At 60.0% G+C, this 22,895-nt stretch carries 19 protein-coding genes and 2 tRNA genes; 18 read left to right on the top strand and 3 right to left on the bottom strand.

The genetic code is table 11. The annotated features are described in order from the left end of the window. Window positions 1-6: 6 nt before the first annotated feature. Window positions 7-1,098, bottom strand: a complete 1,092-nt coding sequence (gene queG / locus ACQKEK_RS06295) for a tRNA epoxyqueuosine(34) reductase QueG (RefSeq protein ID WP_499141632.1) — start codon at window positions 1,096-1,098, stop codon at window positions 7-9. Between the two features lie 196 nt (window positions 1,099-1,294). Between queG and ACQKEK_RS06290 the strand changes: the two genes are divergently transcribed. The 11 genes from ACQKEK_RS06290 to ACQKEK_RS06240 all read left to right on the top strand — a co-directional run bounded on the left by ACQKEK_RS06290 (window position 1,295) and on the right by ACQKEK_RS06240 (window position 14,260). Continuing rightward, window positions 1,295-2,794, top strand: coding sequence for an NAD(P)H-hydrate dehydratase (locus ACQKEK_RS06290; protein ID WP_499141630.1), 1,500 nt, complete (start codon window positions 1,295-1,297; stop codon window positions 2,792-2,794). After that, entirely contained in the window at window positions 2,782-3,252 is a 471-nt protein-coding gene (gene tsaE, locus ACQKEK_RS06285; RefSeq protein ID WP_045424402.1) for a tRNA (adenosine(37)-N6)-threonylcarbamoyltransferase complex ATPase subunit type 1 TsaE, read from the top strand. Before ACQKEK_RS06290 ends, tsaE begins: the two co-directional genes overlap by 13 nt. Window positions 3,253-3,269: 17 nt before the next feature. Beyond that, window positions 3,270-4,691, top strand: coding sequence for an N-acetylmuramoyl-L-alanine amidase (locus ACQKEK_RS06280; protein ID WP_046163224.1), 1,422 nt, complete (start codon window positions 3,270-3,272; stop codon window positions 4,689-4,691). Further along, complete coding sequence (gene mutL, locus ACQKEK_RS06275) at window positions 4,688-6,565, top strand: DNA mismatch repair endonuclease MutL (protein ID WP_499141628.1); 1,878 nt, start codon at window positions 4,688-4,690, stop codon at window positions 6,563-6,565. Before ACQKEK_RS06280 ends, mutL begins: the two co-directional genes overlap by 4 nt. Window positions 6,566-6,625: 60 nt before the next feature. Then, on the top strand, window positions 6,626-7,597 hold the full coding sequence (gene miaA / locus ACQKEK_RS06270; RefSeq protein WP_499141626.1) for a tRNA (adenosine(37)-N6)-dimethylallyltransferase MiaA: 972 nt from the start codon (window positions 6,626-6,628) through the stop codon (window positions 7,595-7,597). A 90-nt stretch (window positions 7,598-7,687) separates the two neighbouring features. Next, a complete protein-coding gene (hfq, locus tag ACQKEK_RS06265; RefSeq protein WP_128120154.1) occupies window positions 7,688-7,942 on the top strand; it encodes an RNA chaperone Hfq in 255 nt (84 codons plus the stop codon). A gap of 12 nt (window positions 7,943-7,954) precedes the next feature. Next, window positions 7,955-9,256, top strand: a complete 1,302-nt coding sequence (gene hflX, locus ACQKEK_RS06260) for a ribosome rescue GTPase HflX (RefSeq protein WP_499141624.1) — start codon at window positions 7,955-7,957, stop codon at window positions 9,254-9,256. A gap of 97 nt (window positions 9,257-9,353) precedes the next feature. After that, on the top strand, window positions 9,354-10,544 hold the full coding sequence (hflK, locus tag ACQKEK_RS06255) for an FtsH protease activity modulator HflK (protein ID WP_128120152.1): 1,191 nt from the start codon (window positions 9,354-9,356) through the stop codon (window positions 10,542-10,544). Next, a complete protein-coding gene (gene hflC / locus ACQKEK_RS06250) occupies window positions 10,544-11,416 on the top strand; it encodes a protease modulator HflC (protein ID WP_046163172.1) in 873 nt (290 codons plus the stop codon). The genes hflK and hflC overlap by 1 nt, the downstream gene beginning before the upstream one ends. A gap of 283 nt (window positions 11,417-11,699) precedes the next feature. After that, a complete protein-coding gene (locus tag ACQKEK_RS06245; protein ID WP_499141623.1) occupies window positions 11,700-12,887 on the top strand; it encodes an ATP phosphoribosyltransferase regulatory subunit in 1,188 nt (395 codons plus the stop codon). 77 nt (window positions 12,888-12,964) lie between these two features. Further along, window positions 12,965-14,260 (top strand): adenylosuccinate synthase, encoded by a 1,296-nt coding sequence (locus tag ACQKEK_RS06240; RefSeq protein ID WP_128120150.1) that lies wholly within the window; start codon window positions 12,965-12,967, stop codon window positions 14,258-14,260. Between the two features lie 159 nt (window positions 14,261-14,419). On the opposite strand, the gene ACQKEK_RS06235 is transcribed toward ACQKEK_RS06240, so the two are convergent. Both ACQKEK_RS06235 and ACQKEK_RS06230 read right to left on the bottom strand, forming a co-directional pair. Further along, window positions 14,420-14,506, bottom strand: a tRNA-Leu gene (locus tag ACQKEK_RS06235). A gap of 102 nt (window positions 14,507-14,608) precedes the next feature. Beyond that, window positions 14,609-14,695 (bottom strand) — tRNA-Leu (locus tag ACQKEK_RS06230). Between the two features lie 204 nt (window positions 14,696-14,899). Here ACQKEK_RS06230 and rnr point away from each other — a divergent pair. From rnr to rplI, 7 genes are all read left to right on the top strand, one after another. Next, entirely contained in the window at window positions 14,900-17,437 is a 2,538-nt protein-coding gene (gene rnr / locus ACQKEK_RS06225) for a ribonuclease R (protein ID WP_499141621.1), read from the top strand. After that, complete coding sequence (gene rlmB, locus ACQKEK_RS06220; protein WP_499141619.1) at window positions 17,434-18,189, top strand: 23S rRNA (guanosine(2251)-2'-O)-methyltransferase RlmB; 756 nt, start codon at window positions 17,434-17,436, stop codon at window positions 18,187-18,189. Before rnr ends, rlmB begins: the two co-directional genes overlap by 4 nt. Before the next feature lie 193 nt (window positions 18,190-18,382). Continuing rightward, the gene (locus ACQKEK_RS06215) at window positions 18,383-20,548 is read left to right on the top strand and encodes a PAS domain-containing protein (protein ID WP_499141617.1); all 2,166 of its coding nucleotides are present in this window, start codon (window positions 18,383-18,385) and stop codon (window positions 20,546-20,548) included. A gap of 181 nt (window positions 20,549-20,729) precedes the next feature. Continuing rightward, window positions 20,730-21,152, top strand: a complete 423-nt coding sequence (gene rpsF / locus ACQKEK_RS06210) for a 30S ribosomal protein S6 (protein WP_045424432.1) — start codon at window positions 20,730-20,732, stop codon at window positions 21,150-21,152. Window positions 21,153-21,180: 28 nt separating this feature from the next. Further along, window positions 21,181-21,411 carry a 30S ribosomal protein S18 gene (gene rpsR / locus ACQKEK_RS06205; RefSeq protein WP_019340128.1) on the top strand — a complete coding sequence of 77 codons (231 nt, stop codon included), beginning with the start codon at window positions 21,181-21,183 and terminating at the stop codon, window positions 21,409-21,411. Window positions 21,412-21,445: 34 nt separating this feature from the next. Further along, complete coding sequence (locus ACQKEK_RS06200) at window positions 21,446-22,339, top strand: hypothetical protein (protein ID WP_499141615.1); 894 nt, start codon at window positions 21,446-21,448, stop codon at window positions 22,337-22,339. A gap of 20 nt (window positions 22,340-22,359) precedes the next feature. Further along, window positions 22,360-22,806 carry a 50S ribosomal protein L9 gene (gene rplI, locus ACQKEK_RS06195; RefSeq protein ID WP_128120144.1) on the top strand — a complete coding sequence of 149 codons (447 nt, stop codon included), beginning with the start codon at window positions 22,360-22,362 and terminating at the stop codon, window positions 22,804-22,806. The last annotated feature ends 89 nt before the right edge of the window (window positions 22,807-22,895 follow it).

The raw sequence follows: 22,895 nt of genomic DNA, 5'->3' as shown, positions 1-22,895 counted from the left end.
TGCCGGCTAATCCCCGGTATGCGGGTGAGCCGGAGGCCGTTGCTCATGCTGCGCCAGCGCCCATTGGACATGCTCACGCACCAGCTCAGAGGGGTCGTCGCGGCGCGCCTGCAGTGCTTCGAGTACCGGAATGCTCGACGGCGCGTTACCCAGCCCCACGGCGAGATTGCGCAGCCAGCTCTGATAGCCGGTGCGGCGCAGGGGCGAACCCTCGGTGCGGCTGAGAAACTCTTCTTCGGTCCAGCGGAACAGCGTTGCCAGCTCGGCGTTGTCCAGGCTATGACGTGGCTGGAAGTCGGTCTGCTGGGTTGGCTTGGCGAAGCGATTCCAGGGGCAGACGATCTGGCAGTCATCGCAGCCGAACACGCGGTTACCGATCTTCGACCGTAGCTCGACGGGGATCGGACCTTTCAGCTCGATGGTCAGGTAGGAAATGCATTTGCGCGCATCCAACACCCGTTCGCCGACGAACGCATCCGTTGGGCAAACGTCCAGACAGGCATGGCAACTGCCGCAGTGGTCGCGATCGGTTGGCTCGTCGACGGGGAGGGCGATGTCGACAAACAACTCGCCGAGAAAGAACCAACTGCCCGCCTTGCGGTTGAGAACCAGGGTGTTCTTGCCGATCCAGCCGAGGCCGGCCTGCTGCGCCACCGCCTTTTCCAACACCGGCGCGCTGTCGACAAAGGCGCGAAAGCCGAAGGGGCCGATCACGTGCTGGATGCGCTCGGCCAGCTGTTGCAGGCGTTTGCGGATCAGTTTGTGATAGTCCCGGCCTAGCGCGTAGCGTGACACATAGGCTTTTTCGGGCTGCGCCAGTTGCTCGGCCATGCGGGTTTCGCCGGGCAGGTAGTCCATGCGCAACGAGATCACCCTTAACGTGCCTGGCACCAGTTGCTCCGGGTGGGAACGTTTGCTGCCATGGGCAGCCATATAGTCCATCTCGCCTTGATAGCCGGCCGCTAGCCAGCGCTCGAGGTGCGCTTCATGCTCGCCCAGATCAACGCCAGTAATGCCGACCTGCTGAAAGCCAAGCTCGCGGCCCCACTCCTTGATGGAGTCGGCAAGAGCGGCTGGGTCGAGGGTGGTACTGGACATGGCGTAGAGTCGTCGGCGTTGCGGCAATGTAATGGCGGGCTGCTGCGGTTTTGGCCTGGCGAACCGGCAGCTGTTGAACCCACCGCGCGGCTCGCTCTCGGGCGGCAATCTTTTCTATCAATCCGCCGCCGACTCGCCACGGGCGGCCGGGCAGGCGCATGCGTATAATTCTGCCAGATATTCGCACGGGTGATTCATGTCCCAGACCACCGATACACTTCCCAGTCGTCTCTACTCTGCCGCTCAGGTACGTGAGCTCGACGCCCGGCTGATCGCGGCGGGGACGCCTGGTTTCGACCTTATGCAGCGTGCTGCCCATGCCGCCTGGCGCGCACTGCGCCGACGTTGGCCGGACGTTGAGGAAATCACCGTGTTGGCCGGGCGCGGTAACAACGCCGGCGATGGGTATCTGATCGCAGCGTTGGCGCAGCGTGCCGGTCGTCAGGTTCGGGTCATTGCGGTCGGCGATCCTCTGCAATTGCAGGGCGATGCCGCACAGGCCTTTGCTGAAGCTCGGGCAGCCGGCGTCAGCGTGATGCCTTGGACGTCCGGTGCCGATCTTCGCGGTGTGCTGGTTGATGCGCTGCTAGGCACTGGGATCACCGGAGAGGTTCGCGAACCCTACGCGAGCGTCATTCGCGCAATGAACGAAAGCGCGCTGCCAATCCTTGCGGTCGACCTACCGTCGGGGCTGTGTGCTGACACGGGGCATCTGCTCGGGGAGGTTGTGCGGGCCGAGCTGACTGTGACCTTCATTGGTCTCAAACTCGGTCTGTTTACCGGTCAGGGTCCGGATCGAATCGGAACGCTGATATTCGATGACCTGCAGGCCGATGCGCAGGTCATCGCCCAGATCGAGCCGTCCGCCCTGCGCTTGTGCGAGGCGAACTTGCCGACCCTCGCACCCCGCTCGCCAACTGTTCATAAAGGAAGCTTTGGTCAGGTGCTGGTCATCGGCGGCGATCTCGGCACTGGCGGCGCCGCGTTGCTCAGTGCTGAAGCTGCACTGCGCTGTGGTGCCGGCATGTTGACCCTGGCGACACGCCCGGAACATGTCACTGCCTCGCTGGTGCGGCGCCCGGAAATCATGTGCAGCGGCGTCGAGTCGACTTATGCATTGACGGCGCTGGTCCAACGGGCCGATGTACTCGTGATCGGACCAGGTCTGGGGCAGGCCCCCTGGGGGCGCAGCTTGCTGTCGCTGGCACCGCAATTTCACGTGCCACAGGTGTGGGACGCTGATGCGTTGAATCTGCTAGCGGCCGGCGCGGTAGAGCTTCCTAGCGATTGCTTACTCACACCGCATCCCGGTGAGGCCGCACGATTGTTGGAGATCTCCGTGGCCGAGGTGCAGGCCGATCGACCAGCCGTCGCGCGCGCTCTTGCTGCACGCTTCGGCTGTGCCGTACTGCTCAAGGGCGCTGGAACCCTGATCGCCGACCGCGACGGCCGGCTTGCACTGTGTGATCGCGGGCATCCGGCTATGGCCAGCGCGGGGCTCGGCGATGTGTTGGCGGGTGTGGCTGGTGCATTGCTGGCGCAGGGGCTGGCGCCTTTCGAGGCGGCCTGTCTTGCTGTCTGGCTGCATGCGGTGGCGGGTGAGCGTCTTGGTGCCGCAGGCCGAGGGCTGGTTGCCGCCGATCTGATTCCGATGGTCCGCCAGATACTCGAGGAGCATTCGCCATGTCTGACGTAACGCTGTTTGCTGCCGACGAAGACGCCATGCTGTTGCTGGGCGCGCGCATCGCTCAGGCAACCGGCGGTCGGGGCGTGATTTATCTGCACGGCGACCTCGGCGCCGGCAAGACCACACTGTCGCGCGGGTTGATTCGTGGGCTTGGGCATGAGGGCAAGGTCAAGAGCCCGACCTTTACCCTGGTCGAGCCCTATGAAACCCCGGCTGCACGAGTGTTCCATTTCGACCTTTACCGTCTTGTCGATCCGGAGGAACTGGAATTTCTCGGCATTCGCGACTATTTCGAAGGAGACGCTCTGTGCCTGGTAGAGTGGCCGGAACGTGGCGCCGGCATTTTGCCAAAGGCTGACCTGGACATTACCATTACGCCGCACGGGGCCGGTCGTATGCTGCGCCTGACGCCACGAGGCGAGCGCGGTGAAGGCTGGTGTTCCATCCTGACCGTTGGCAATCAATGAACATCATGGGGTTGGGTATGCGCATGCGCGCGCTGGTTAGTGGTTTGGCATTGATGCTCGCGGCCATGCAGGTCCTGGCGGCTTCCGACGTCCAGAGCGTGCGTCTGTGGCGAGCGCCTGACAACACGCGGTTGGTCTTTGACCTGTCCGGTCCGGTCCAGCACAAGGTGTTCACTCTGACGGCTCCGGATCGCATCGTCATCGATGTCGACGGCGCCAATCTGGCCAAGCCATTCGATCAACTGCCGCTGCAGAACACGCCCATTTCTGGATTGCGCGCAGCGAAATACGACGCCGACACCTTGCGGGTGGTCATCGACTTGAGCGCCGAGGTTTCGCCAAAGAGCTTTACGCTCACGCCGAACCAGCAATACGGCCATCGGTTGGTTGTCGACCTGTTCGACAATGCCGCCGATGCGGCAGCGGCATCCACTGCCAACGTTCCGGCGACCGCCACGCCGAGTACCCCGACTGCACCCGTATCGCCGACCCTGTCGGCGATCAAGTTGCCTCCACTGCCAAGCAGCAAGCGCGATATCGTCGTGGCGATCGACGCGGGGCACGGCGGAGAAGATCCGGGCGCCATCGGTCCGGGCAAGATATACGAAAAAACCGTCGTGCTGGCTCTTGCCAAAGAGCTGCAGCGCCAGATCAACGCCGACAAGGGCTTTCGCGCGGAGTTGGTGCGCACCGGTGATTACTTTATTCCCTTGCGTAAACGCACCGAGATTGCCCGCAAGAAGGGCGCAGACCTGTTCGTCTCCATTCATGCCGATGCGGCGCCGCGGTCGTCAGCCTATGGTGCTTCGGTGTTTGCATTGTCGGATCGCGGCGCGACGTCGGAGACTGCGCGGTGGCTGGCCGACAGCGAAAACCGGTCTGACCTGATTGGCGGCGCCGGCAATGTAAGCCTCGGCGACAAGGACCAGATGCTAGCCGGTGTGTTGCTGGACCTGTCGATGACTGCCTCGTTGTCTTCCAGTCTCAACGTCGGACAAAAGGTGCTGAGCAACATGGGCCGAATCACGCCGCTGCACAAACGCCGCGTTGAGCAGGCCGGGTTCATGGTGCTGAAATCACCCGACATCCCTTCGATCCTGGTGGAGACCGGATTCATTTCCAATCCATCCGAGGCGCGCAAACTACAGACTGCGGCCCATCAGCAGGCGCTCGCGCGTTCCATCCATAGTGGGGTGCGACAGTTCTTCCATGAAAATCCCCCGCCCGGCACCTACGTTGCCTGGATGCGCGACTCCGGCAAGATTGCCAGCGTGGCTCGCGAGCATGTCGTCCGTTCTGGCGAAAGCCTGGCGCTGCTTGCCGAGCGCTATCAGATCAGTCTGCCTGCGTTGCGCAGCGCCAATAGCTTGAAAAGCGACGTGATCAAAGTTGGCCAAACGCTGAACATTCCCGCTACCACGCTGGCCTCGCAGCCATGATCGAGGCGGCGCGTATCCAGCTGCTGAGTCCGCGGCTGGCGAACCAGATTGCTGCGGGTGAAGTGGTCGAGCGGCCAGCTTCGGTGATCAAAGAGCTGCTGGAAAACAGCCTCGACTCCGGTGCCACCCGTATTGAAGTGGACGTTGAACAAGGCGGGATAAAGCTGCTGCGGGTGCGCGACGATGGTTGTGGTATTCCAGCCGATGACTTGCCGCTGGCCCTGGCTCGGCATGCGACCAGCAAGATCCGTGACCTGGAAGACCTTGAGCGTGTCATGAGCCTGGGTTTTCGAGGCGAGGCGCTGGCGTCGATCAGTTCGGTCTCCCGATTAACGCTGACGTCGCGTACGGCTGATGCTGCCGAGGCCTGGCAGGTCGAGACCGAAGGTCGGGACATGGAGGCGCGCGTTCAGCCGGCTGCCCATCCGGTCGGAACCTCGGTCGAGGTGCGCGACCTGTTCTTCAACACGCCTGCACGTCGTAAGTTCTTGCGCACTGAAAAGACTGAGTTCGACCACTTGCAGGAAGTGATCAAGCGGCTGGCACTGGCGCGGTTCGATGTCGCCTTCCATCTTCGCCACAACGGGAAGGTGGTGCTTGCGCTGCATCCGGCCAGTGATCCTGCCTCTCGGGGGCGCCGCGTCGCGTCGGTGTGCGGCCCCGCCTTTCTGGAGCAGGCGTTGCCGGTCGAGATTGAGCGCGCCGGTCTGCATCTTTGGGGATGGGTCGGCCTGCCGACTTTTTCCCGCAGCCAAGCGGATCTGCAGTATTTCTATGTGAATGGACGCATGGTTCGCGACAAGCTGGTGGCCCATGCAGTGCGGCAGGCTTACCGCGACGTGTTGTTCAATGGTCGGCACCCGACCTTCGTGTTGTTCCTCGATGTGGACCCAGCAGTGGTGGACGTCAATGTCCACCCGACCAAGCATGAGGTTCGCTTTCGCGACAATCGCATGGTGCATGATTTCCTCTACGGCACCTTGCACCGGGCGCTCGGTGATGTCCGTCCCGAGGATCAGCTGGCCGCGCCAGCCAGCGTGGCGCCGGTAACCACGGTCTCTGGTCGTGATGCCGGAGAATTCGCCGGACAGAACGAAATGAGCCTCGCTGCCAGCGCGCTGAATCAGCCAGCGGCAGCACAGCCTGCCTGGCGCGGTGCCGGAGCTGGCTATCAGGCGCCTCGGTCGATGCCGACTGGCAGCGTTTCAGAAGCGCAGGGTGCCTACCGTGAGTTTTTCTCGCCATTGGCAGAAACGACTGCTGCGGCCCTGCCGGAAAGTCAGGATGACGTGCCGCCGCTTGGCTACGCACTGGCTCAGCTCAAGGGTATCTACATTCTCGCCGAAAATGCTCAAGGTCTGGTCTTGGTGGACATGCACGCCGCCCACGAGCGGATCATGTACGAGCGACTGAAAACCGCAATGGCCAGCGAAGGTCTGCGTGGTCAACCGTTACTGGTACCGGAATCGATCGCCGTCAGTCAGCGCGAAGCAGATTGTGCCGAAGAGCATGCGCAGTGGTTCCAGAGGCTTGGTTTTGAGCTGCAGCGGCTGGGGCCCGAGAGTCTGGCGATCCGCCAGATCCCCTCCCTGCTCAAGCAGGCCGAAGCGACCCGGTTGGTGCAGGACGTGCTGGCCGACCTGCTTGAGTACGGCACTAGCGACCGTATTCAGGCGCATCTCAACGAGCTGCTTGGAACCATGGCATGCCACGGCGCGGTGCGTGCAAACCGACGCCTTACCGTGCCGGAGATGAACGGCCTATTGCGCGACATGGAGCAGACCGAGCGCAGTGGCCAGTGCAATCACGGTCGTCCGACCTGGACCCAGCTGGGCATGGCCGACCTGGATAAGCTCTTCCTCCGAGGGCGATAGCTGGTCTGCTCGGTTCGCCGGGTTCAGTCATTGTCCGCGATACATTTCTTCGAGCATCCGATGCCCCGATTACCTCCCGCCATCTTTCTTATGGGTCCGACCGCCGCAGGCAAGACTGACCTCGCTATCGAGCTGGCTCGGGCCTTGCCGTGTGACCTGATCAGTGTTGATTCCGCCTTGGTTTACCGTGACATGGACATCGGCACTGCCAAGCCTTCCCCTGAGCTGTTGGATGCCTTCCCGCATCGTTTAATCGATATCAGAGACCCTGTGCAGAGTTACTCGGCTGCTGAGTTTGTGGCTGACGCCCTGGCGGCGATGGCGCAGAGCACCGAAGCAGGACGCGTTCCGCTGCTCGTAGGCGGCACCATGTTGTATTTCAAGGCGTTGCTCGAAGGGTTGGCGGATATGCCGGCCGCTGATGCTGAGGTGCGTGCGGCGCTCGAAGCACAAGTGCAGGCGGAAGGCGCGGCGGCGCTGCATCGCCAGCTCAGCGAGGTCGATCCTGTATCAGCCGCTCGGATCCACCCTAACGATCCGCAGCGTCTCATCAGGGCGCTTGAAGTCTATCGGGTCAGTGGCATCAGCATGACCGAGCACCGCTCCCGGCAAACCGCTCAAAAAGCCGGAGCCGGCACGCCAGACAGCCGCGTCTTGCCTTATACTGTTGCGCAGTTGTCCATAGCGCCTGCGCAACGGCAGGTGCTGCACCAACGTATCGAGCGGCGTTTCGTTCAGATGGTTGAACAGGGCTTTGTCGCAGAGGTCGAATCTCTTCGCAGGCGCCAAGATCTGCATGCGGAGCTGCCGTCCATGCGAGCGGTTGGCTATCGTCAGGTCTGGCGTTATTTGGACGGTGAGTACTCTGCGCAGGAAATGGTTGAGCGCGGTGTGATCGCTACACGGCAACTGGCCAAGCGTCAGCTCACTTGGTTGAGGGGATGGGAGGGGGTTCACTGGCTGGAAAGTTCGGCCTGTGACAATCTGCCGCGAGCATTGAAATACTTGGATAGGCTCGCCATATTGAGCTGACACTGCTATTTGACCGGCTATTCTCAATCATTGATCGGCCGTGTTTGATTTCGAATAATTAATGAAAAGATCCTTTAAGGAGTGCGGCACATGTCAAAAGGGCATTCGCTACAAGACCCTTACCTGAACACCCTGCGTAAGGAGCGCGTTCCGGTTTCGATCTACTTGGTCAACGGTATCAAGCTTCAGGGCCAGATCGAGTCATTCGATCAATTCGTCATTCTGTTGAAGAACACGGTTAGTCAGATGGTTTACAAGCATGCCATCTCGACTGTCGTTCCTGGCCGTCCGGTGCGCCTGCCTGTTGCTGGCGACGCTGAACAGTCTGAGTCGGGTAACGAATAAAGGGAGCTTTCATTGTTCTTCGAACGTCCCGGTGGTGGTGAGCGGGCTATCCTGGTTCATCTGGATGCTCAGGATCCAGCGGCGCGTGAAGACCCCCAAGAGTTTCGTGAGCTGGCGCGGTCAGCTGGCGCCGAAACAGTTGGTTTCGTCAATGTTGCCAGGCACCAACCTTCCGCCAAGTTTCTGATCGGCAGCGGCAAAGTTGAAGAGCTGCATGACCTTGTCAAGGACGGCGAGGTCGAGTTGGTCATTTTCAATCACACCCTGACGCCCAGCCAAGAGCGCAACCTCGAGCGAGCGCTCGAATGTCGTGTGCTTGATCGGACCGGCCTGATTCTGGATATCTTTGCTCAGCGCGCGCGTACGCATGAAGGCAAGTTGCAGGTTGAGCTAGCTCAGCTGGATCACATGAGCACTCGGCTGGTGCGGGGCTGGACTCACCTTGAGCGGCAAAAGGGCGGTATAGGCTTGCGCGGCCCGGGCGAGACACAGCTTGAAACTGACAGGCGCTTGCTGCGTGTGCGTATTCGCCAGATCAAGCAGCGGCTGGAAAAGGTTCGTAGTCAGCGTGAGCAGGCTCGCCGGGGCCGCCGACGTGCTGATATTCCGCTTATATCCCTGGTGGGCTATACCAACGCTGGTAAGTCGACCCTTTTCAATGCTTTGACCGAATCCGAGGTTTACGCCGCTAACCAGCTTTTCGCTACGCTGGATCCAACCCTGCGTCGTCTGGATCTGGATGACCTTGGACCTGTGGTGATTGCCGATACGGTGGGCTTCATCCGTCATTTGCCGCACAAGTTGGTCGAATCGTTCCGGGCCACACTGGAAGAGTCGAGCAATGCTGATCTGCTGCTGCATGTCATCGATGCTCACGAGCCTGAGCGCGATCAGCAGATAGAGCAGGTACTGGCGGTGCTGACCGAAATCGGCGCGCATGAGCTGCCGATATTGGAGGTCTACAACAAGGTGGATCTGCTCGAAGGCATCGAGCCCCAGATCCAGCGCAATGCTGATGGCGTACCGCAGCGGGTCTGGGTCTCGGCACAGCAAGGGTTGGGCTTGGATCTGTTGAAGCAGGCCATTGCCGAACTGCTCGGTAACGATCTCTTCGTCGGGACGCTTCGGTTGCCGCAGCAGCTTGGGCGCATGCGTGCGCAGTTGTTCGATCTAGGGGCGGTGCAGTCCGAGGTCCATGACGACGACGGTGTCAGTCTGCTTGATGTGCGTTTGCAGCGTGTCGAACTGCATCGTCTTATCAGTCGCGCGGGCCTTGAGACGGAGCAGTTTTTCGAGCAACACACTTTGCAATAAAGCTCGGGGGGCTTTTAAGCCGTTCGTTCCGGGCTTTCGGTAGCATTGGTGGACGCGCCGCTGGCGCGTCTTTAGCTTTATTTGAATGGAGAGCGCTATGGCTTGGAATGAGCCGGGTGGCAACTCGAACAACCAGGATCCCTGGGGTAGCGGTGGCGGCGGTGGTCGTCGCGGCGGTGGCGGTGGCGATCAGAAAGGTCCGCCGGACCTGGATGAGGCTTTCCGTAAATTGCAGGACAGCCTCAATGGCATGTTCGGCGGCAAGAAGCGCAGTGGCGGGTCCTCGGGTGGCGGTGCTGGTCGCCGTGGTGGGTTTGCGCTGGTCTGGATTGGTCTGGTGGTGTTGCTGGCCGTCTGGCTGTTCAATGCTATCTATATCGTGGACGAGCAAGAGCAGGCCGTGGTTTTGCGCTTCGGCAAGTATCACGAGACCGTGGGTCCGGGTCTGAATATCTATTTCCCGCCGTTTGATAAGAAGTTCCAGGCAAACGTCACACGGGAACGCTCTTACAGCAAGCAAGGGCAGATGCTTACCGAGGATGAGAACATCATTGAAGTGCCTCTGACCGTGCAATACAAAGTCAGTGATCTTCAAGCTTTTGTCCTGAATGTCGAAGATCCGGAAGCGTCCTTGCAGCATGCGACTGACAGTGCTGTACGTCACGTAGTCGGCTCGACGGCGATGGACCAGGTCCTGACCGAGGGGCGTGAGGCGATGGCGGCTGAGGTCAAGGAGCGCCTGCAGCGGTTTCTTGACAACTACGGTACGGGCATCATCGTGACTCAGGTGAACCTGCAAAGCGCAGCTGCGCCGCGCGAGGTGCAGGAAGCCTTTGATGACGTTATCCGTGCCCGAGAGGATGAGCAGCGCGAGAAGAATCAGGCCGAGTCTTACGCCAACGGAGTGATCCCTGAGGCGCGCGGTCAGGCTCAGCGCATGCTGGAGGAAGCCAGTGGTTACCGTGACGCGGTGATTTCACGCGCCCAGGGTGAGGCGGATCGCTTCTCCAAACTGGTGGCTGAGTATCGGAAGGCGCCAGACGTGACGCGTGAGCGCCTGTATCTGGAAACCATGCAAGAGCTTATGAGCAATACCAGCAAGGTGCTCGTTACCGGCGATCAGGGTCAAAACAACCTGCTCTATCTGCCGCTCGATAAGATGATCAATGGTCGCGGTGCTGCTTCTGGACAGTCCCCTGCGACGTCTGCGTCAGGCGCTTCGACGCAGACTACGAGGCTGCCTCCGGAGCTGGATCCGCGTGAAGTGCGTACAAGGGAGGTCCGCTAATGAGCAATAAATCCCTGACCGCACTCATTGTGGGTGTGGTGCTGGCGATCGTGGCGTGGAACAGCTTCTACATCGTGTCCCAGACAGAGCGAGCGGTATTACTGCGATTCGGTCGTATCGTTGAGCCCGACGTAAAGCCGGGCATGCACCTAAAAATCCCTTACGTAAACAGCGTGCGCAAGTTCGATGCGCGTCTGATGACGCTGGATACTACGACGTCGCGCTTCCTGACGCTGGAGAAGAAAGCGTTGATGGTTGACTCCTACGCCAAATGGCGTGTTGACGATGCCGAGCGTTTTTATACCGCGACTTCAGGCATGAAGCAGATTGCAGATGAGCGCCTCGCGCGTCGTCTCGAAGCTGCACTGCGAGACCAGTTCGGTAAGCGGACCTTGCACGAGTCGGTGTCTGGCCAGCGCGACGAGCTGATGAGTCTGGTGACCAATAGCCTGAATCGTGCTGCGCAGCAGGAGCTCGGGATTGAGGTGGTGGATGTCCGAGTCAAGGGCATTGACCTCCCGCGCGAAGTGAACCGTAGCGTGTTCGAGCGGATGAGCTCTGAGCGTGAACGTGAAGCACGGGAGCATCGCGCTAAAGGTAAGGAGCTGGCTGAAGGTATTCGTGCCGATGCTGATCGGCAGCGGCGAGTGCTATTGGCTGAGGCGTTCCGTGAGGCCGAAGAGTTGCGCGGTGACGGCGATGCGCAGGCGGCAGCCATCTATGCTGCGGCGTACGGGCAGGATCGGGAATTCTATTCCTTCCATCGCAGCCTCCAAGCCTACCGAGAGAGCTTCGCCAACAAGGAAGATGTTCTGGTGCTAGATCCCAATAGCGATTTCTTCCGTTATCTGGAGTCCGCAACAGCGCAGTGACTGCTGAAGGGTTGTCCGGCGGGCTGAGTGCAGTCCGCCGGGTGACCCGTTGGCGAAACGTTGTTATGATCCGTGAGCCGGGAAAAGCCCGGCTTTTTTGCGTCTGCGCCCCGGCGGTAGCAGGCTGATCCGGGCATGGCCAGCCATGCTGATCCCCTTGGTGGGGCGTGGCGCTGTCGCCATGGTTCGAACACAATCGCACGCGACCGATGGGCGGCTCAGGCTGTTGCCCCGGCGTTCGTCTGCTTGACTAGGCTTGCCGTATCGAGAGGTGATTGGCGAAATGGCAACGATAGACCGCTGGCTTCTGCCAGATGGCATTGAAGAGGTGCTGCCGCCCGAAGCGGCGCGTATCGAAACTGCACGGCGTCGTGTGCTGGATCTTTTCCAGTGCTGGGGCTATGAGTTGGTTATTACCCCTCATGTGGAGTTTCTCGAGTCGCTCCTGATTGGCGCCGGGCAGGACCTTGATCTTAAGACCTTTAAGGTCATCGATCCGTTGTCAGGGCGGCAGATGGGCTTGCGAGCGGACATCACGCCGCAAGTGGCGCGGGTGGATGCCCATACGTTGCGTCGCGAAGGGCCTAGCCGCCTGTGCTATGCCGGCAGCGTCCTGCATGCCAAGCCGCAGGCTCTCACCACGTCGCGGAGCCCGATTCAGCTGGGCGCCGAACTCTATGGGGACAGCAGCACGTCCAGCGACCTTGAAGTGATCAGCTTGATGCTGGAAACCCTTCTACTCGCCGATGTGCCGGACCTACACATGGATCTCGGTCATGTGGGTATTTATCGTGGGTTGGCGCGCGCCGCCAGTCTCTCTGGGGACGCAGAGCAGCGCCTCTTCGATGCCTTGCAGCGTAAGGCGATGGACGAGATCGCAGCGCTGACCGCTAATGTCGAGCCCGCCTTGGCGAGCATGTTGCGCGCATTAGCACGGCTCTGTGGTGGTCGCGAGACGCTTGACGCTGCGCGCGAGGTGCTTGCCGGTGCGCCTGCTCCGGTTCTTCAATCGCTTGAAGGCTTGGCGCATATCGCCGAACAGTTGGCGATGCGGTATCCCGAGTTGCCGTTGTATTTCGATCTTGGCGAGCTGCGCGGCTATCACTACCACACTGGTGTCGTCTTCGCGGTATTCGTCCCGGGCGTAGGCCAGTCGATCGCTCAGGGTGGGCGTTATGATGACATTGGTGCTGATTTTGGCCGGGCGCGTCCGGCGACCGGCTTTTCGACGGACCTAAAGACGCTGGTCAGGCTGGGCAATGCCGAGCTCGTCGGCCCGTTGGCCGGTATCTGGGCGCCTTACAGCGCCGATCCGACTTTGTGGCAGACAATCCGTCGGCTGCGTGAGCAGGGTGAGCGGGTGGTGCAGGCCTTGAACGGGCAGCAGAGCGATGTCGCGCCAGGTGTTGGCTGTGACCGGCAGCTACTGTTGCAAGAGGGTTCCTGGGTTGTAACACCACTGGTCCGCTGATGCGGCTGCGCCAGGCAGGGTTTTCAGTTTTTTTCGCCGGTCATAACCGGTAATGCTTCGCCAAGAGGACAAGGTTTATGGGTAAGAATGTCGTGGTCCTGGGCACCCAATGGGGTGATGAGGGCAAGGGCAAGATCGTCGATCTGCTGACCGACCAGGCTGCGGCCGTGGTGCGTTTCCAGGGCGGTCACAATGCTGGTCACACGCTGGTCATCGACGGCGAAAAAACTGTGCTGCATCTGATTCCGTCCGGAATTCTGCGCGAGAACGTACAGTGCCTCATCGGTAATGGCGTGGTCGTGGCGCCGGATGCCCTGATGCGTGAAATCACCAAGCTCGAAGAAAAGGGTGTGCCTGTTCGTGAGCGCCTGCGCATCAGTCCAGCCTGTACTCTCATTCTGCCGTATCACGTCGCTCTGGATCAGGCGCGCGAAGCTTCGCGTTCCGAAGGCAAGATTGGTACTACGGGTCGTGGCATTGGGCCAGCCTACGAAGACAAGGTTGCCCGTCGTGGTTTGCGCATCGGCGACTTGTTCAACCCTGAGCGCTTCACGGTCAAGTTGCGTGAATTGCTCGAGTATCACAACTTCATCCTGCAGAATTTCTACAAGGTCGAGCCTGTCGATTTCCAGAAGACGCTCGATGAGGCGCTGGGCTACGCTGAAATCCTCCGGCCGATGATGACGGACGTCTCGGCGCGACTGCATGAGTTGCGCAAGCAGGGTGCGCGCATCATGTTCGAGGGCGCGCAGGGTTCGCTGCTCGACATCGATCATGGCACCTACCCCTATGTCACCAGTTCAAGCACCACGGCGGGGGGCACTGCTACTGGTTCCGGATTTGGTCCGCTATATCTGGACTACATCCTCGGTATTACAAAGGCTTACACCACGCGCGTCGGGTCCGGTCCTTTCCCCACCGAGTTGTTCGATGAGGTGGGTGCTCGTCTGGCCGAGCGTGGCCATGAGTTCGGCTCGACCACTGGTCGCGCCCGTCGCTGCGGTTGGTTCGATGCGGTCATCCTGCGCCGCGCAATCGAGATCAACAGTGTCTCAGGTATCTGTCTGACCAAGCTGGATGTACTGGACGGCCTGGATACCATACGCATCTGCGTTGCTTACAAGGACCGTGATGGCGAAGTACTGGTTGATGCGCCGACCGACGCGGACAGTTATCAGGGCTTGCAGCCAGTATACGAGGAGCTGCCTGGCTGGAATGAATCCACCGTCGGGGTCAAGTCGCTCGAGGCTCTGCCCGCTAACGCGCGTGCTTACATCAAGCGTATCGAGGAGCTTGTCGAGGCGCCGGTCGATATCATTTCCACCGGGCCGGACCGCAACGAGACCATCGTGCTGCGTCATCCCTACGCCTGATCACTGGTGTGAAATACAAAGACCGCCCTCGGGCGGTCTTTCTTTTGGTGCGTGCGGTCTAAATGTTGGCCATGTAACTATGTTAGCGGGGCTGTTGCGTGTGTTGAGCCTAAGCAGAAACGAAAAAACCGAGCCAGTGGCTCGGTTTTTTCTGAATAGTGGTGCCCAGGAGAAGACTCGAACTTCCACGATGTTGCCATCGCTAGGACCTGAACCTAGTGCGTCTACCAATTCCGCCACCTGGGCACGTTGCGATGATTGCTCACCGACTTATGTCTATTGTTGGTCAAGGTCGACAAACCTTGTGTCTATGAAACGCTCGCTGTCGCAAGTGTCTCATCAGATAAATGGTGCCCAGGAGAAGACTCGAACTTCCACGGTGTTGCCACCGCTAGGACCTGAACCTAGTGCGTCTACCAATTCCGCCACCTGGGCACTGCAAACGATGATACTTCGTCGTTTCCGTGTTACAACGTCTACCAGACATTGTGGGCGCGAACTATACGGGCGGGGTTATGCCTTGTAAAGCCCCGTCCAGGAAAAATAATTCGCGTGAAAGCTGCCGTCGGACGGCGTTTCGCGCTTCAATAGATATAGGGCGTTCTGCCTCTATAAATGAATGAAAGGTGACATCTCTTAATGGCCGATTGGCAATCCCTCGATCCCGAGGCCGCACGTGAAGCGGAAAAGTACGAAAACCCCATCCCCAGCCGCGAATTGATACTCAAGCATCTGAGCGAGCGCGGCTCGCCAGCGGCCCGTGAGCAGCTGGTAGAGGAGTTCGGATTATCCTCCGAAGATGACATTGAGGCTCTGCGCCGCCGTTTGCGCGCGATGGAGCGTGACGGTCAGGTGATCTATACCCGGCGTGGCACCTATGCCCCGGTAGACAAGCTGGACCTGGTTTGCGGTCGCGTCAGTGGCCATCGCGACGGTTTCGGTTTCCTCATCCCTGATGACCGCAGCGACGATCTGTTCTTGAGTCCAGCACAGATGCGTCTGGTGTTTGACGGCGACCGTTGCCTGGCTCGCGTGGCCGGGCTTGATCGCCGCGGGCGACGCGAAGGTGCGATTGTTGAGATCATCGGTCGTGCCCACGAAACCATCGTAGGTCGCTACCAGGAAGAAAGTGGAATCGGCTTTGTGATGGCTGATAACCCCAAGATCCAGCAGGAAGTGCTGGTCACGCCGGGTCGTTCCATGGATGCCAAGCCGGGTCAGTTCGTCGAGATCAAGATTACCCACTGGCCGACTCAGCGGTTTCAGCCACAGGGCGACGTGGTCGAGGTCATCGGCAACTACATGGCTCCCGGTATGGAGATCGATGTCGCGCTTCGCAGCTTCGACATTCCGCATGTCTGGCCAGATGCGGTAAAACGCGAAGCCGCCAAGCTCAAGCCGGAAGTCGAGGAGAAGGACAAGCAGAAACGCGTCGACCTTCGCCACCTGCCGTTCGTCACCATCGACGGCGAGGATGCGCGAGACTTCGATGATGCCGTTTACTGCGAGAAGCTCAGTGGCTGGAAGCTGTTTTCCGGTGGTTTCCGGCTGTACGTGGCGATCGCCGATGTCTCGCACTATGTCAAGGTCGGCTCGGCGCTGGATCAGGAAGCTGAAGTACGTGGCACCTCGGTGTATTTCCCCGAGCGGGTTGTGCCAATGCTGCCCGAAGAGTTGTCGAATGGGCTCTGCTCGCTAAATCCGCATGTCGACCGTCTGGCGATGGTCTGCGAAATCACCCTTAGCAAGTCGGGGAAGATGACGGATTACCAGTTCTATGAAGCGGTGATCCATTCCCACGCACGACTGACCTATAACAAGGTCAGCGGCATGCTTGAGCAGCCATCTTCGGCTGAAGGCAAACGCCTTATCGGCGAGTACGGTGAAGTGCTGCCCGACCTTAAGCAGCTCTATGCGCTCTATAAGATATTGCTCAAGGCGCGGCATGCCCGTGGGGCGATCGACTTCGAGACGCAGGAAACCCGCATCGTTTTCGGTGCTGGTCGCAAGATCTCGGAAATCAAGCCGACCGAGCGCAACGACGCGCACAAGCTGATCGAAGAGTGCATGCTATGCGCCAACGTGGCCACTGCACGCTTCCTTCAGGATCACGACATTCCGGGCTTGTATCGTGTGCATGATGGTCCCCCCCTGGAGCGTCAGGAGAAACTCCGAGCGTTTCTCGGCGAGCTGGGCCTGACCTTGCACAAGGGCAAAGAGGGGCCAACGCCTAAGGATTACCAGGCGCTGCTGGAGCATATCCAGGGGCGTCCCGACTTCCATGTGATTCAGACGGTAATGCTGCGCTCCCTCAGTCAGGCGGTTTACAGTCCTGACAACAATGGCCATTTCGGCCTGAACTACGAGGCATACGCACATTTCACATCGCCGATTCGCCGCTACCCCGATCTGCTGATCCATCGAGCGATCCGCAGCGTGATCCGCTCCAAGCGCGACACGTCGCACGTTCGCCGTGCGGGCGCTACCAGCATGCCCAAGGCGCGCATCTATCCGTATGACGAGGCCGCATTGGAGCAGTTGGGCGAGCAGTGCTCAATGACCGAGCGCCGCGCCGATGAAGCGACCCGTGATGTCGTGAACTGGCTGAAATGCGAGTTTATGAAAGACCGGGTCGGTGAGAATTTCCCCGGCGTTATCACGGCCGTGACCGGCTTCGGCCTGTTCGTCGAGCTGACCGATATCTACGTCGAAGGGTTGGTGCACGTGACGGCGATGCCGGGCGACTACTACCACTTCGATCCGTTGCATCATCGCCTGTCCGGTGAGCGCAGCGGTCGCAGCTTCCGTCTTGGCGACAGCGTCGAGGTGCGGGTCATGCGTGTCGATCTCGATGAGCGCAAGATCGACTTCGAGCTGATTGGCGGTGGCAGCAAGACCGGAGCCGGCGAGCGCGGAGCCTCGGACGGCCGCGGCGGACGTAAAGATGGTCGCGGCAAGAAAGGCGCTGATGCGTCTTTGTCGAAGGGCAATGAGTCGGTCAGCGATGACGTTCGCAAGAGCCGTGAGATCAAGAAGGCACTGTTAGGCGACGCCAAGGCAGGCAAAACCTCGAAGAGCAAGCCAAAGCGCAGCGGCTCGAAACCGAAGGCGGCCGCCGGCAAGGCCACGCCGAAGCCCGAGGGCGCCGCGCCCCGTAAGCGTAAGGCCAAACCATGAGCGATCTAGAAAAGGTTTATGGTCTTCATGCCGTCGAGGCGTTGCTTCGCCATCATCCGAAGCGAGTCAAGCAGATTTGGCTGGCGGAGGGGCGTGATGATCCGCGCGTGCAGAATTTGCTCCAGCTGGCTGCCGAGTCGAAGGTTCGAGTCGGCCAGTGCGAGCGCCGCGAAATGGACGCCTGGGTCGAGGGCGTGCATCAGGGCGTGATTGCTGACGTCAGTCCCAGCCAGGTTTGGGGCGATGCCATGCTTGAGGAGCTGCTTGATCGCGCCGAAGGCGCGCCCCTGTTGCTCGTGCTCGACGGCGTCACAGACCCGCATAATCTAGGGGCCTGTCTGCGAACTGCCGATGCGGCCGGCGCACTGGCCGTGATCATACCCAAGGATAAATCCGCGACGCTGAACGCTACGGTGCGCAAGGTGGCCTGCGGTGCTGCCGAAGTCATTCCGCTGGTAGCCGTCACCAATCTCGCCCGGACGCTGGAAAAACTGCAGCAGCGCGGTTTGTGGGTCGTCGGTACGGCTGGTGAGGCCGAGCAGGAGATCTACGATCAGGATCTCAGCGGGCCGATCGTTATGGTGATGGGGGCCGAGGGAAAGGGGATGCGGCGCCTGACCCGTGAGCACTGCGATTTCCTGGTGCGCTTGCCCATGGGCGGCAGCGTCAGCAGCCTCAACGTCTCCGTCGCTACCGGAGTTTGCCTGTTCGAGGCCCTGCGCCAACGGCGCTCGGCCCGCTCCGCGAGCTAGCATCTACTTCGCTTGGCCTCTACTGTTAAGACCTTTGCTCTTCAGCGGAAACGGATCGTTTTCGCTGCGGTCAACTGTCCGTTCTGATTCTGACGCTCGAGCCGTCACTTTATTGGTTTGACTGGGCGTCCGGCGTAGACCTGGCGCCAGCTTTTGATCGCGACCAGCGCCAGGCTCGCATCATGGAGGTGGTATGCCGCAACGCCCGTCTTTCGAGGCTCTGTTCAGGGTTTCGCCAAATGCCTACCTGCTGCTGGATCCCGATCTGGTAATTCTGGATGCGAACGCGGCTTACCTGGAACTCACCGCACGCAGCATCGAGGAAATCGCTGGGCGGCGAATTCAGGACGCGTTTGCCGCCGACCCGCAATTTCCCGAGTCGACTCATGTCGACGAACTCCTCGACTCCTTTGCTAGGGTCCTGCGTACGAAGGCTTTGGATACCTTGCCCGTTATCCGATATTCCATCGCGGTCAGCTCCGGCAACGGTGCGGCATATGAGGACCGCTACTGGAGCGCGACGCACACACCGTTGCTGGACGATAACGGCGAAGTTATCGCCATCCTTCAGCACACCGTGGATATCACTGAACTGCAGCAGCTGAAGGACTCCTTGCGCTCGGAAGAGCCTGCTGGTCAGCCGGCTCAACAGATCGAGGCGGCGATCATATCCCGAGCGCGGTTCATACAGGATGAAGGCAATCAACTGCGCCGGTTGTTTGCCCAGGCACCTGGTTTCGTCTGCTTTCTGCGTGGTCCCGAGCATGTGTTCGAGCTGGTCAACGAGGCGTATCAGCAGCTTACCGGCCACCGCCAGCTGCTCGGCAAGCCTGTGCGTGACGGGCTGCCCGAGCTGGAGGGCCAGGGTTTCATCGCGCTGCTCGATGAGGTGTACCGCACCGGCGAACCCTACACCGACAAAGGCATGCGGGCACTGCTAAACCGCCGTCCAGGTGCCGAACCGGAGGAGCTGTACGTCGATCTGGTGTTTCAGCCAATCATCGAGCGCGACGGCCGAACGTCCGGTATTTTCGTGCTCGGCAGCGACGTTACCGAGCAGCATCGCAGCCAGCAGGAGTTGCGTGAGTATCGCGAACATCTCGAAGAACTGGTGCGTGAGCGCAGCCGCGAATTGCTTGACAGCGAGTCCGCACGTCGCACCGCCCAGGCAGCCCTGATGCAAGCGCAAAAGCTTGAGGCTGTCGGCAAACTCACCGGGGGCATCGCGCATGATTTCAACAACATGTTGCAGATCATCGGCGGCAATCTGCAGTTGTTGCGTCGCAACCTGAGCGGTGACGAAACGGCCCAGCGGCGGCTGGAGTCGGCTGTGGGCGGTGTAGAAAAGGGCGCTCGTCTGGCGTCGCAACTCTTGGCCTTCGCAAGCCGTCAGCCGTTGCAGCCACAATCTGTGGATGTCGGTGAATTGCTCGGTCAGATGAGCGAGTTGCTCAACGGTGCCCTGGGGCGCGCTGTCCAGGTTGATGTCGATGTCGCATCGGACCTGTGGCCAGTACTGGCCGATGTCGGCAATCTGCAGGCGGCGATACTCAACCTGGCTGTCAACGCGCGCGATGCGATGGGCGATGGCGGGACCCTTTGCCTGCGCTTGCGCAACTGTAGCCTGGACGCAGCTCAGCTCGCGGGACAGCCCGGCGCCGATCCCGGTCCGTACGTTGAACTTGCGGTCATCGATCAAGGAGAGGGCATGCGCCCGGAAATCCTCGAACGCGCGTTCGAGCCATTCTTCACCACGCGCAAAGATAAAAATGCGTCTGGCCTTGGTTTGAGCATGGTCTATGGCTTCGTCAAGCAGAGCGGTGGATTCGTTGTGCTGGAAAGCGATGAAGGCGAGGGAACGACGGTCCGGGTCTACTTGCCGAGCCGCGTTGCGCTGGGTGAGCAGGGGGGGCGTGTAGCAGCGATTTCCGAGCAGTGCGACTCGGCATCAGCTTCATCCGAGCAGATCGAGCCTGCATACGCGTCAGGCCTTAGGATTCTGTTCGTCGAGGATGACCCGACGCTGCGCATGCTCACCGGAGAAGTCATGGACGAGCTGGGGCACCAGGTCAGCCTCTGCGAGTCGGCCGAGGCTGCGCTGAAGCAGCTCGAGCAGCATCCATTCGACGTGCTGCTTACCGATGTCGGTCTGGCTGGCATGAGCGGTATCGAGCTGGTTCGTGAGGCCAGGTCGCGCGATGCCAGCCTGAGTGTCGTCATTGCTTCGGGCTATGCCGTCGATGCGCGGGACGTGGGGCTGGACGACCTGCGCACCATGCTCAAGCCCTACGATATCCACCAAGTCAGATCGTTGCTCGAAAGCATTCAGGCCGAACGGACCATCGCAGGGCGTAGCTAGTCGTTGGTTGGTTAAATATTCACCAAATCGCCTTGCGTGGTCGTCCGGGCTTCTCTAGAATTGCGCCCCTTGCCCGGATGGCAGGCGTTTGCGCGCCTCTCTGGCTGGCAAGTCAACATAACTGATTCACTCCTTGCCTGATCCGCGTTGTGCGGCAGGCTGCAACCCGTAAGGAGCAACAATGCGTCATTACGAAATCATCTTTCTGGTCCACCCCGACCAGAGCGAGCAGGTTGGCGGCATGGTGGAGCGTTACACCAAGCTGATCGAAGAGGACGGTGGCAAGATCCATCGTCTGGAAGACTGGGGTCGTCGTCAGCTGGCTTACGCCATCAACAACGTCCACAAGGCTCACTACGTGATGCTGAACGTCGAGTGCAGTGGTAAGGCACTGGCTGAGCTGGAAGACAACTTCCGCTACAACGACGCCGTCATCCGTAATCTGGTCATCCGTCGCGACGAAGCCGTGACTGAACAGTCCGAGATGCTGAAGGCTGAGGAAAACCGTAGCGAGCGCCGTGAGCGTCGTGATCGCCCTGAATCTGACTCTGCCAATGAAAATGACAGTGACAGCGACAGCCGCGACAACAACGCTGACGAGTAATCCACGGACCTATTGAGGAGCCTATTTCATGGCACGTTTTTTCCGTCGTCGTAAGTTCTGCCGTTTCACTGCAGAAAACGTGAAAGAGATCGACTACAAGGATCTCAACACGCTGAAGGCCTACATTTCCGAAACCGGCAAGATCGTTCCTAGCCGTATTACCGGAACCAAAGCACGCTATCAGCGCCAGCTGGCTACCGCTATCAAGCGCGCCCGCTTCCTGGCCCTGCTGCCCTACACCGACAGCCACGGCCGTTAATCGAACTGTTAGACAGACGTAAAGGATAGATCGCATGCGCGCCCTGGCTGAGTTCATCATGCGCGGCCGTATGCAGGCAATCGTTGTTGTGGCTGGCTGTGCAGCGCTGCCGATGTTGTTCTGGTTGTCTGCTGCAGCGGGAAGCCTGGTGTTGCTGCGTCGCGGGTTGAATGATGCACTGGGCGTATTGGTATGGGCTGTATTGCCCGCGCTGGTCTGGTGGTATTTCGGTGATCCGCGGACATTGCTGGTGCTGCTGGGGTCGTTCGGGTTAGCGCTGTTGTTGCGCAACCAGAGCTCCTGGTCCCGGGTGATGCTGTGTAGCGTAGGGCTCGGGTTGTTGTATGCCTGGGCGCTGGGAATGGTTTTTGGCGAGCCAATTGCGGCACTCGCCACCGAGTTGCAAAAAGTGCTACCCGACATGTTGTCGGATGCCTATCAGCAACTTTCGGTGGATGAGCAGGCCCGGTTGGGAGCATTGCTGGCACCGGTTCTGACCGGTTTGTTGGCAGGGCTACTGCAGATCACCACGCTGCTCAGTCTGATGCTTGGTCGGTACTGGCAGGCATTGTTGTACAACCCCGGTGGCTTTGGTCTCGAGTTCCGGTCGCTGCGTTTCTCAGCGTTGCCTGCGATGGTGTTGCTGATGGGCATGCTGCTGGGACCAGGTCTCGGTGTGCAGGTGGCGATGCTGGCGCCGTTGTGCAGTGTTCCGCTGGTGTTTGCCGGCATTGCGCTGGTGCACGGGCTGGTCGCAAAGAACCGGATGTCTCGGTTCTGGCTGGTGGGGCTCTACGTCACGCTGGTGCTGTTCATGCAGTTGATTTATCCGTTACTGGCCGTTGTGGCCATTGTCGACAGTTTGTTTGATTTTCGCGGTCGGGCATCTCGTGATGACGATGCGGGACCTGCGAACGGTGAAGGTTAAGTTAAAGAGGTAAGACTCAAATGGAAGTCATCCTGCTGGAAAAAGTCGCAAACCTGGGCAACCTGGGCGACAAGGTAAACGTCAAGTCTGGTTACGGCCGCAACTTTCTGCTGCCGCAGCGTAAGGCTACTGCTGCAACTCCGGCCAACATTGCCGAGTTTGAAGCTCGCCGTGCTGATCTGGAAAAAGCTGCTGCTGATCGCAAGGTTTCTGCCGAAACTCGCGCTGCTCAGCTGGCTGAACTGGAAGTCACCATCACCGCTACTGCGGGCGATGAAGGCAAGCTGTTCGGTTCCATCGGTACTCACGACATCGCTGACGCGCTGACCGCCTCTGGCGTGGAAGTGGCGAAGAGCGAAATCCGTCTGCCTAACGGCACCATCCGTCAGGTTGGTGAGTACGACGTTGCTGTGCACCTGCACACCGACGTTGAAGCGACCGTAAAGCTGATCGTGATCGCTGGCTGATACGGCTATCGTCTGGCACCTCTGGTGCCTGACGGTTACCATCGGGCACGTTTCCACGCGAGTGGAACGTGCCCTTTGTTTTTCTGAAT

The sequence above is a fragment of the Pseudomonas sp. NPDC077408 genome, assembly GCF_050269105.1.
In the GTDB taxonomy this organism is placed as follows: Bacteria; Pseudomonadota; Gammaproteobacteria; order Pseudomonadales; family Pseudomonadaceae; genus Stutzerimonas.
This window is presented reverse-complemented; position numbering and strand designations above follow the sequence as displayed.

What these genes read in the sequence shown, in the direction of transcription:
- queG (WP_499141632.1), bottom strand. Translation starts at nt 1,098, where the DNA reads ATGTCCAGTACCACCCTCGACCCAGCCGCTCTTGCCGACTCCATCAAG.
- ACQKEK_RS06290 (WP_499141630.1), top strand. Translation starts at nt 1,295, where the DNA reads ATGTCCCAGACCACCGATACACTTCCCAGTCGTCTCTACTCTGCCGCT.
- tsaE (WP_045424402.1), top strand. Translation starts at nt 2,782, where the DNA reads ATGTCTGACGTAACGCTGTTTGCTGCCGACGAAGACGCCATGCTGTTG.
- ACQKEK_RS06280 (WP_046163224.1), top strand. Translation starts at nt 3,270, where the DNA reads ATGCGCATGCGCGCGCTGGTTAGTGGTTTGGCATTGATGCTCGCGGCC.
- mutL (WP_499141628.1), top strand. Translation starts at nt 4,688, where the DNA reads ATGATCGAGGCGGCGCGTATCCAGCTGCTGAGTCCGCGGCTGGCGAAC.
- miaA (WP_499141626.1), top strand. Translation starts at nt 6,626, where the DNA reads ATGCCCCGATTACCTCCCGCCATCTTTCTTATGGGTCCGACCGCCGCA.
- hfq (WP_128120154.1), top strand. Translation starts at nt 7,688, where the DNA reads ATGTCAAAAGGGCATTCGCTACAAGACCCTTACCTGAACACCCTGCGT.
- hflK (WP_128120152.1), top strand. Translation starts at nt 9,354, where the DNA reads ATGGCTTGGAATGAGCCGGGTGGCAACTCGAACAACCAGGATCCCTGG.
- hflC (WP_046163172.1), top strand. Translation starts at nt 10,544, where the DNA reads ATGAGCAATAAATCCCTGACCGCACTCATTGTGGGTGTGGTGCTGGCG.
- ACQKEK_RS06245 (WP_499141623.1), top strand. Translation starts at nt 11,700, where the DNA reads ATGGCAACGATAGACCGCTGGCTTCTGCCAGATGGCATTGAAGAGGTG.
- ACQKEK_RS06240 (WP_128120150.1), top strand. Translation starts at nt 12,965, where the DNA reads ATGGGTAAGAATGTCGTGGTCCTGGGCACCCAATGGGGTGATGAGGGC.
- rnr (WP_499141621.1), top strand. Translation starts at nt 14,900, where the DNA reads ATGGCCGATTGGCAATCCCTCGATCCCGAGGCCGCACGTGAAGCGGAA.
- rlmB (WP_499141619.1), top strand. Translation starts at nt 17,434, where the DNA reads ATGAGCGATCTAGAAAAGGTTTATGGTCTTCATGCCGTCGAGGCGTTG.
- ACQKEK_RS06215 (WP_499141617.1), top strand. Translation starts at nt 18,383, where the DNA reads ATGCCGCAACGCCCGTCTTTCGAGGCTCTGTTCAGGGTTTCGCCAAAT.
- rpsF (WP_045424432.1), top strand. Translation starts at nt 20,730, where the DNA reads ATGCGTCATTACGAAATCATCTTTCTGGTCCACCCCGACCAGAGCGAG.
- rpsR (WP_019340128.1), top strand. Translation starts at nt 21,181, where the DNA reads ATGGCACGTTTTTTCCGTCGTCGTAAGTTCTGCCGTTTCACTGCAGAA.
- ACQKEK_RS06200 (WP_499141615.1), top strand. Translation starts at nt 21,446, where the DNA reads ATGCGCGCCCTGGCTGAGTTCATCATGCGCGGCCGTATGCAGGCAATC.
- rplI (WP_128120144.1), top strand. Translation starts at nt 22,360, where the DNA reads ATGGAAGTCATCCTGCTGGAAAAAGTCGCAAACCTGGGCAACCTGGGC.